General features: G+C 37.4%; 9 protein-coding genes. All 9 read right to left on the reverse strand.

Features of this window, described 5'->3' with window-relative positions; genetic code table 11:
• Nucleotides 1–264: 264 nt before the first annotated feature.
• Nucleotides 265–756 carry a hypothetical protein gene (locus tag WBG21_RS11105; RefSeq protein WP_340077894.1) on the reverse strand — a complete coding sequence of 164 codons (492 nt, stop codon included), beginning with the start codon at nt 754–756 and terminating at the stop codon, nt 265–267.
• A 14-nt stretch (nt 757–770) separates the two neighbouring features.
• Nucleotides 771–2,003, reverse strand: a complete 1,233-nt coding sequence (locus WBG21_RS11110; protein WP_340077896.1) for an RHS repeat domain-containing protein — start codon at nt 2,001–2,003, stop codon at nt 771–773.
• A gap of 180 nt (nt 2,004–2,183) precedes the next feature.
• The gene (locus WBG21_RS11115) at nt 2,184–2,834 is read right to left on the reverse strand and encodes a hypothetical protein (RefSeq protein ID WP_340077898.1); all 651 of its coding nucleotides are present in this window, start codon (nt 2,832–2,834) and stop codon (nt 2,184–2,186) included.
• Between the two features lie 2 nt (nt 2,835–2,836).
• Nucleotides 2,837–3,757: an RHS repeat-associated core domain-containing protein gene (locus WBG21_RS11120; protein ID WP_340077900.1), complete on the reverse strand. Its 921-nt coding sequence runs from the start codon at nt 3,755–3,757 to the stop codon at nt 2,837–2,839.
• Entirely contained in the window at nt 3,757–4,395 is a 639-nt protein-coding gene (locus WBG21_RS11125; protein WP_340077902.1) for a hypothetical protein, read from the reverse strand. Before WBG21_RS11125 ends, WBG21_RS11120 begins: the two co-directional genes overlap by 1 nt.
• Complete coding sequence (locus WBG21_RS11130; RefSeq protein ID WP_340077904.1) at nt 4,376–5,209, reverse strand: RHS repeat-associated core domain-containing protein; 834 nt, start codon at nt 5,207–5,209, stop codon at nt 4,376–4,378. The genes WBG21_RS11125 and WBG21_RS11130 overlap by 20 nt, the downstream gene beginning before the upstream one ends.
• A gap of 224 nt (nt 5,210–5,433) precedes the next feature.
• On the reverse strand, nt 5,434–6,696 hold the full coding sequence (locus WBG21_RS11135) for an RHS repeat domain-containing protein (protein ID WP_340077906.1): 1,263 nt from the start codon (nt 6,694–6,696) through the stop codon (nt 5,434–5,436).
• A gap of 43 nt (nt 6,697–6,739) precedes the next feature.
• Nucleotides 6,740–7,243, reverse strand: a complete 504-nt coding sequence (locus tag WBG21_RS11140; protein WP_340077908.1) for a hypothetical protein — start codon at nt 7,241–7,243, stop codon at nt 6,740–6,742.
• Nucleotides 7,240–8,339 (reverse strand): RHS repeat domain-containing protein (locus tag WBG21_RS11145; RefSeq protein WP_340077910.1); only part of this gene is annotated, 1,100 nt, incomplete at its 5' end. The genes WBG21_RS11145 and WBG21_RS11140, both read right to left, overlap by 4 nt.

The raw sequence follows: 8,339 nt of genomic DNA on the forward strand, positions 1-8,339 counted from the left end.
ACATAATAGTCTGTTCGTGTCAAAGAACCACTTGTATTATAAATCTCTTTCTTTACCCGGTGGCCTTCCCTGCGCCTGCCGGCTCCTTCGCTAAAAATACCCACAGGGTATTTTCTTTACGCTCGGCCCTATAATACAATCAAAGATACATTATTTTTTTGTACCTCGGTAACCAATCCACTGGGGTACTGTTCTCAATTACTTATAACCCTAATGGCAACCATGACCTGGTTGGAACCATTACTATCTATAGTATAGTATATTTTATGATGTTCTCACATCTTTCAAATACGATAAAATGTATTCTTTTTTATAACTATCTCTCTCACTCAACAACGTTAATTTTAATTTTTTTAGTTCCTTCTCATTTATTATGTTGCATTGAACTTTTAAGTAAAAATAAGGTAAGAGAAATTCACTATCTTGGATTAATCTTAATATTTCATCCTTATATATACAATAAGAATAGCTATTAAGTTCTTCGATATACATTTTCCAAAATAATAATTCTTTGTTTTTAGGATATTTTTTTAAAGAATCATTAAGCAATGTTTCACTTTTTGAAGGAAAAATTTGGATATCTTCTTTAGTGAATATATTATGGGTTATACAATATGATTCAATCCCATAATCAAAAGAGATATTCCAATAAAGAAGTATTAAATTTATATAATCATCTATAGAGCCTCTTTTAGAACTTATGTTATTTTCATACGTTTCTATGAAGTTTTTTATATTATCGACTTTTGAAATCATTATGGTTATATGTATTATCTCGGTATAGTGTTTATACCTGCGTTGGTGATTTTTCCTTTAATAGCTTCAACCCAAACCTGTTTTCCATTACTAAAAGTTTTATGATATGTCTCCACTCCTGCTTTTACTTTTGAGGCATTTGTGGTTTCAACCAAGTTATTTGGGTTTATAACACTATTAAACAGCTTCAGATATCTTTCTTGAGATGTAATAGTTTGTGGGTTAACATGACCAGGAGTTTCTCTAAAGATATGTTTCAAAACATTAGGATTTCTAAGAAATTGAATTCCTTTTGAAACTCCACCGCCAGATACAAAACCCAAAGCCCCTGAACCCCCTTGAATTCTTATACCATTAGTTTGTGCAAATCCATTTGGGTCAATCCAAAAAGTTACTCCATTGTGGTCTATCTTTCTTGAGTCTTCGACACTTAAATTAGCCTCTAATTCTGCTAAAAACTTTGAAATTCCAGACAATTCTCCAATTGCAGGACCTATAAAATCACCTATACCTTTCTGTAAATTAGGTGTTCCAGTAAACCCATCAAGTGCAATATTACCTCCTGCGTCAAGCCAATTGGCACCATCAAAAGTTAAGGCTCCATGATCAGGGTGGTTATATGTATCTCCTGTATTAGCATCATCAGGACATGTTGTACACCTGCCATCCGGGTCAATAATATTTATCCAATTATTCCCCATGGCAAGATATGGACTATGAAACTCCCCATACGGGTCGGTAGTGAGCCACCTGTTAATCCTGGGGTCATAGAGGCGTAGCTCAAAGGCCGGTTTTCCTGTTTCGGGGTCGGTTTCTGCAAACTCCCCCTGGTAGCCGTATCTATAGGTGCCATCGGTGAGTTGCCTGTTCGGCATGGGCATCCCGCCCGGGTAGTAGTCCGTGGCATTGGCCAATCCGCCACTGCTTACCACCGCCCGTACATTCCCTAAATGGCCGGTGAGTTGGTACACACTACTGCCACTTTGCCTAAAATAAATACCCAATCTCCCACTGCCATAAATGGCATGTTCGGTAAGGGTGCTGTTGTTATAGATGGCCAGTACACTTCCTGCCACATCTCTTACATAATAGTCTGTTCGTGTCAAAGAACCACTTGTATTATAAATCTCTTTCCTTACACGATGTCCCCGATCATTATAATACAACTTTATCAAAGGTACATCATTTTTCTGTATTTCAGTAACCAACCCACTGGCATTATAGGTATATTTTATGCCTTCCTCCACATTTTCTATCAGCTGGCCGATCTCATTATAAATGTAATTATTACCGGTTTGGGTTTGTTTTGTTTTGGAACGCGAAAGATTCGCGCACCAGCAGGGGGTTTGTTTTGTTTTGGGCTGTCCTCAATTACTCATAACCCCAATGGCAACCATGCCCTGGTTGGAACCATTACCCCAATTACCTTATAGTTCTAAGTCACCTAAAATATAAGTCTTTATAAGTTCTATCTTATCCGTATTCCTCATTTGTTCATACTCTTTCAAATAATCTTTACAGAAATTAATTTCTTTAGAATCAGACAAAACATTGACTAAAATATATTTTTCACAATCAGAAACACTTTGATTGGAATATTCAAACTTAGCCAATAACTCTTTAAAATGTTTTTTAGAATTAACCGAGTCTCCTTTAAGGTCATAGGAGACACCTAACAATAAGTTCTTATAGTTTTCATACTCTGAGTTGTTAGGGATAGCTTCTAATTCTCTAATCACTTTTGAATATTTGGATAAAATCAAATACTCCTTAGACTTGGTAATGGCTAAAAGTTGTTTTTCTTTATCTAACAATAAATAATCTCTACTATATTGGTCTAAAAGACTATCCAATCTTATAAATTCCTCATACTTACTATAATCTACCCCATCATTAGATTCAAAAATAGATAATGGTATTCTTAAGTATTGTTCAAATATCTGTTCTTTAATATTATATTTAGCTTCTATAAGACTGTCTTCTTTTTGGCTAAAATCTGACTTAGTTTTTTGTTTTGAATTTTTATCTGAGCATCCAAATAATATAAGTAATAAATATATATATACTGAATTCTTCATGACTATCTTCTATTGACAATATCTTGTAATAAGTTGGCTCTTAACGCTATATTTGATGCACCCCCTCCAGGTAACCTTTGATGTACTCCAATCGTTAGATTAAGTCTTGATAAGGCGTCTAGGTTGCTGGGCAGTATTAATGACTGCTCTCCTAAGTAGGTTATTCCTATAGGCGACAACATTGGTTTATCTCTATTCAACCCAAGACTCGTAGTAGCTAATCTCGAAGTATTATCATTTGTATATTTCACATTCAAAAAAGCACTTGATTTGTTTCTTGGGTCATTATTTACTGTATGTGATGCATTAACATTTAAAACGAAGTTTCCCCCTGAATATGTAATACGTGCATTGGCATCTATTGTTCCAACTACAGTTACCCCTCCTCCTGTTCCTCTTGGCACAAAAGTAGATCCTACTTTACCCCAACTTGAGATTCCATAATCTATATCAGTATTTGTATACGGAAAATTTTGGTTTATCAAATAAGGAATTTTAGAATCAAATCTTGCACTTATATCCTCCCACACAGAGGCTGAAGCTAAGCTAAAATCAATAAGTCCACCTCCAGTTATAGATTCCGAAAACCAATTAACTCCTCCACTACCAACACCGTTTGGAGTGCCTACAAACTCATTTAAAACGGTTGTTCCTGCCCCCATCCAATCAAACTCCGTAGGACAATCTACTCCGACAGTACAGCCTCCATCAGGGTCTACTAACATATTGGGTCTATTATCCATAGCCAAATAAGGAGAATGAAATTGACCATAAGGATCCGGACTTAGCCACCTGTTAATCCTGGGGTCATACAATCTTAGCTCAAAAGCCGGTTTCCCGGTCTCGGGGTCGGTCTCTGCAAAGTCCCCCTGGTAGCCATATCTATAAGTGCCATCGGGTAAGCATGCCCTAATTTGAACCATTACCATGCCAATGGTATTCCTCCCTCATGTATCCTTAAACTTTCTTTAATGATGTTACCATCATTATTAAGTTTAAAAAGCCATCTATTTGCACTGGTATGATAATTAATCCAACCCTTTTTTGTGTGTTTTATATTCTTCTTTACAACTGACGGGATTACTGAATCTGGCACTATAGAGGTATAACCCCAAGCATTAGGAAAGTCTATAACACAATGTTCTTCAGTTAAAAATATACCCAGCTTGTTTTCATCAGATAAGTTTTTGGAAATTTCTATAATTATAGTTAACGAATCATTTTTTATGCAAAACGTATTCTTTATAAAACCTCTCTCTGAAAAAAAATATTCGTGTTTTTCATATTGACCAATTAAGATAAAATTATTATCTCTAATTGTAAAGTATTTACAAACAATAATGGGGTGTTTATTTGCCTTTTCAATCTTTTCACTAGATAGATAGCTTAATATTTCATTGTGAACATCATTAGCTATTCTTACATTTGTAAGAGTGAAGAACTGTTTAATTTCATCATTTTTGATTTCTCTTTTACAACCAATTGAAAGAAAACAAAATATTAAAAAATAAGTCTTATTAAGGAGTTTATATCTTTTCATACTAAAACTTAATTCTTCCATTTACCAAGTCTAATTGTGAACCGAGTATAGTATTAGGGTTTATCAAACCTCCATTTCGATTTCTTTGCCAAGTTCTTGTCTCTGCTCTTCTTACATTGTACTCGTTAAAATATATGACTGGAACAAATCTGTTATTAACATCTATATCATTGGGTGAAGGCCATTCTCCTCCTGCATATCCCCCAGGGTGAGAATGAATTAGATAAGATACTTTATATGGAGTGCCATTAACTTCTAAATAATAACCATCTTCTTTTTCAATCAAGGGCAAATTATAAGAGCTTTGTGAAGAATTAACTTTTTCCCCATCTCTATCAAAATGAGGGTTTATAAAAGCAAATTCATCTCCATTTTCATCTAGTAAAACATATGCTGAAAACTCATCTCCATTAATCTTATATAATGATTCAATGGCTATTAAATTAAACGCATTCACAGGATTATCAAAAAAACCTCCATTTCTCAAAATCTCATCTAAGTTCAAATTTTTAAACCAATCAAAGTCCCGTATTGGAGGATTATTAGTTCCACCTTCCAAGGGAGCAGTTACTGTTACTCCATCTAAACATGTTACCCCTGGTGGACAATCAAACCCCCCATCGGGGTCAATCCTGTTCACCCAGTTGTTCCCCATCGATAGGTAGGGGCTATGGTACTGCCCTGCCGGGTCTGTGGTGAGCCACCTATTGATCCTGGGGTCATACAATCTTAGCTCAAAAGCCGGTTTCCCGGTCTCGGGGTCGGTTTCTGCAAAGTCTCCCTGGTAGCCATATCTATAGGTGCCATCGGGTAAGCATGCCCTAATTTGAACCATTACCGGCCTTGTTGTTAATTTTTCCCATTACTACACTTTTCTTAAGATTACATAAAGAGCTATTATACTCCCAATTATTATTAGAGTGTATATAGTATAATTAAAACCAATATCTTTATTGTTCTCTAATTCCTGAACAATTTCTTTAAATGTTTTTTTTCTTAAATCGCCCCTTAAAATTCGGATAATTAATCCTATAATTGATAAAATTATTCTTTGCATAATTAATTGTTATGAACTGAATTCATAGTTTCATTAATCTTTTCAACTATGAAAATATCACGTATAACGTTTACAAAAAAATCGGCAAGTGGATCTCCTGTTTTTATTGGATTTGGTACTTTATTTAGTGAAATGGATAATACATCAACAAAGTAATCTTTTACAAATTGTTCTTCTCCTTGGGAAAAAGGGTCTATTGTAACCCATTTTCCATTATTATAAACAAGATGACGATTCATATTAAGAGCCATCTTACTTTCATCAATTTTTATCCCTTCAAAATCACCTCTTTTCAATCCTTCAGCAAAGCCTAAAAATGCACCTTGAAAACCATTTATTAAAGATTTTCCAAAAGTTTGACCAACAGAAGCAAAAGGATCTATAAAGTTTTCGTTTAAGAAAGAAGTAACTGTCACTTCATTTAAAAAAGACTTTTGAAATTCACCATTATAAAAGAGTGATTGGGTATCTCCATCATAAAAAGATCTATTATTAAAAGCATCTATTTCTGTATAATAGAAACCTAAATGTTCAAACCCTTCTACTTCATATCTTCCATCAAACCAAACAACCTCACCAGTTTCTTTATCTTTATACCAATCTTCTCCCCCATCGGGGTCAATCCTGTTCACCCAGTTATTCCCCATGGAGAGGTAGGGGCTATGGTACTGCCCTGCAGGGTCTGTGGTGAGCCACCTGTTAATCCTCGGGTCATAGAGCCGCAGCTCAAAGGCCGGTTTTCCTGTTTCGGGGTCGGTTTCTGCAAACTCGCCCTGATAGCCATATCTATAAGTGCCATCGGTGAGTTGCCTGTTTGGCATGGCCATCCCGCCTGGGTAGTAGTCTGTAGCGTTGGTCAACCCGCCACTGCTTACCACCGCCCGTACATTGCCCAAATGGTCGGTGAGCTGGTACACACTACTGCCACTCTGCCTAAAATAAATACCCAACCTCCCACTGCCATAAATGGCATGTTCGGTAAGGGTACTGTTGTTATAGATGGCCAACATCCAATGCGGCAGTCTGGCGCGTTCGCTAAAAATGTCTACCAGACATTTTTTATACGCTCCGCCCTCGGCCACGTCCCGTACATACCAGGTGGTGTTCTGTAACTGCCCACCAGTGTTGTAACTTTCCTTTTTTACCCGGTGTCCCCTGTCGTTGTAAAAGAACTTCACTAAAGGTACGTTGCTTTTTTGTACCTCTGTCACCAATCCGCTGGCATTGTAAAGATATAAAATTCCTTCTTCATTGTTCTGTACCAATTGGTCTTGCTGTTAGTTTTTTTCCATGTCCTATCTTGACCCATTACCCTATCTTACCCTTTCCGTATTGCCCATATTCCCTTGCTCTATCCCTTACTATTGTATCGAGTTTGGGCCAAAGGCTGAAATTGCCCCTTAAAATTTCATCGGCGTGTTTTTTAAGGCATGACGCAAAATCAGAAATAAAATATTCGTTCCCTTTATCTTCATCAAAATACCTATGGGTCTCGGGGTAATGATAACTTGGTTTAATTAATTCTGAGGGCTCTATCAACGTAACTATGTCATCTAATGAAAAACAATTTAGTTCTGTTTTTTCACCAATGATTCGAGGGTCTTCTACTATTTTACCTTCCTTGAGCTTACATAAAAAAATATCGACATAACCTTCGGGAACTTCATAAGAGATACTTACTCCAACGTTTTGTTCTTTATTTACGTACTCAATTGAACAAAATAAGTTCTCGTCTATTTTTTTGCTAATGAAAAAATTATAGTCAGTTTTTAAAAACTTGAATTTATCCAGTAATATCTCAATTAATTTCATCTTGGTAGTTTTTGAACCGGATAATTTAACCGGCTAATAACGTCTTTTTCTGCCTGATAAAATGGGCTTCGTATAGCCTTAGCTTTTGGACCAATATCGTAAATTTTGTAACCATCCTTTATTTTAGAATGTATCCATCTAGTATTTCTTGCAATGGCGGCTTCTAATTCGGCTGCAGTCATCGGCCTATTCTTTGGAAAATTCTTAGACCACGCTTGATACCATTTCGCATTTACCCCCTGGGCCTGAAGGCCTTTTGCCGAACTTCTGACCGCCGACATACCTTCTCCAATTACTATAGCCTTTTGTGGTACTGTAACTGTAACAGCCCCTCCAATGAGACCTATTGCCCCAATGCCTCCCTGGGGCACAATATGGGTGGCCAGTCCTTGGTCGTCAATATTGTAATGTATGTTTCCAATGCCTACCGGCACAGCACTTCTTCCAAAAGTGTTCTCCCCCAATTCAGCCATAAAATGGGGAAATCCCGAAAGTTCGGTAATGGCGGGGGCTATTTTTGTCCCCGAAAAACCCATTTGATCTAATGGTCCATTGGTGTATTGGGTTCCAGTAAACCCATCAAGTGCAATATTACCTCCTGCGTCAAGCCAATTGGCACCATCAAAAGTTAAGGCTCCATGATCAGGGTGGTTATATGTATCTCCTGTATTAGCATCATCAGGACATGTTGTACACCTGCCATCCGGGTCAATAATATTTATCCAATTATTCCCCATGGCTAAATACGGAGAAAAGAACTCTCCTGCGGGGTCAATGGTCAACCAACGGTTTATCCGTGGATCGTACAGACGAGCCTCAAAGGCCGGTTTTCCTGTTTCGGGGTCGGTTTCTGCAAAGTCCCCCTGGTAACCGTATCGGTAGGTTCCGTCGGTGAGTTGCCTGTTTGGCATGGGCATCCCGCCTGGGTAGTAATCGGTAGCGTTGGTCAACCCGCCACTGCTTACCACCGCCCGTACATTGCCCAAATGGTCGGTGAGCTGGTACACACTACTGCCACTCTGCCTAAAATAAATACCCAACCTCCCACTGCCATAAATGGCATGTTCGGTAAGGGTACTGTTGTTATAGATGGCCA

Origin of the sequence: Leptobacterium meishanense (genome assembly GCF_037645805.1) — a bacterium.
GTDB classification, from domain to species: Bacteria; Bacteroidota; Bacteroidia; order Flavobacteriales; family Flavobacteriaceae; genus Leptobacterium_A; species Leptobacterium_A meishanense.